The sequence below is a fragment of the Mesorhizobium sp. WSM3873 genome, from assembly GCF_001672445.1.
Taxonomy (GTDB): Bacteria; Pseudomonadota; Alphaproteobacteria; order Rhizobiales; family Rhizobiaceae; genus Mesorhizobium.
The window spans coordinates 1-1,183 of record NZ_LYTM01000052.1 but is presented as its reverse complement, the minus strand read 5'-3'; the positions used below and the strand labels follow the sequence as shown (position 1 = coordinate 1,183).

Sequence of the window (1,183 nt, the reverse complement as noted above, 5' to 3'; positions counted from 1 at the left end):
GCGCAGGTGCGCCAGGCGCCGGAGGCGGTGGCGGTGGTCTGCGACGACGAGCGCCTGAGCTATGGCGAGCTCAATGCGCGGGCCAACCGGCTGGCCCATCATCTGATCGCCCTCGGGGTCAAGCCGGGGAACCGCATTTCGACAGTGCTGGACCGCTCCGTCGCTCTTGTCGTGGCCCAGTTGGCGGTCCTCAAGGCGGGCGGAGTGTATGTGCCGATCGATCGCGCTCTTCCATCTGCGCGACAAGGATGGCTGATGGCAGATTGTGCTGCGCGCCTCGTGCTTACGGAGGGTGTCGATGAAATGGTTGATGTGACGATCCCTGTTCTGTCTATTGAGCCGCTCATGGCTGGGACTGGGTCTAGTGCCGACCCTGGCTTGACGTTGAGCGCCGAGGCTGCCGCTTACGTGATGTACACTTCCGGCTCGACCGGCCTTCCCAAGGGGGTTGTTGTTCTTCATCGTGCGGTCAACCGGCTCGTCATCAACAACGGCTATGCGAAGATCGATGCCCGAGATCGTGTGGCGTGGGTGGGTAATCCCGCCTTCGACGCCAGCACATTTGAAGTGTGGACGCCGTTGCTCAACGGTGGCTGCATTATTGCATTGGATGCCACGACCGTCTTAAATCCTTCAAATTTTGCCAAGTCACTTGAACAGCAACGGGTGACAACCCTTTTTCTAACAACAGCGTTATTCAACAAATATACGTTATTGATCGCTCCAGCGTTGGCACAACTTAAGTACCTCCTTTCTGGAGGCGAGGCCAGTGACGGTCCCTCATTTTTGAGATTGCTAAGAGAAGAAGGTCCTGTACGCCTCATTCACTGCTACGGTCCGACCGAGACGACGACCTTTGCGACAGTATGCGAGATCACCGCGATTGGTCAGACATTCCGCCGTGTCCCGATCGGCCGTCCGATTGCGAACACGCGGGTGTACCTGCTTGACGGCCATGGTGCACCTGTGCCGTTCGGGGCGGTGGGCGAGCTTTACATTGGCGGCGCAGGCGTTGCGCGTGGCTACCTGAACCGGCCCGAGCTGACGGCCGAGCGATTCATCGCCAGCCCGTTTGTGGAGGGCGACCGGCTGTATAAGACTGGCGACCTGGGGCGTTATCTGCCGGACGGCAATCTGGAGTTTTTGGGCCGCAACGACGAGCAGGTGAAGATCCGCGGCTTCC

General features: G+C 59.6%; 1 protein-coding gene. It reads left to right on the top strand.

Going from position 1 to position 1,183, the window contains the following annotated elements:
* A partial coding sequence (locus A9K71_RS24565; protein WP_156752764.1) for an amino acid adenylation domain-containing protein occupies positions 1 to 1,183 on the top strand: 1,183 nt, incomplete at both ends.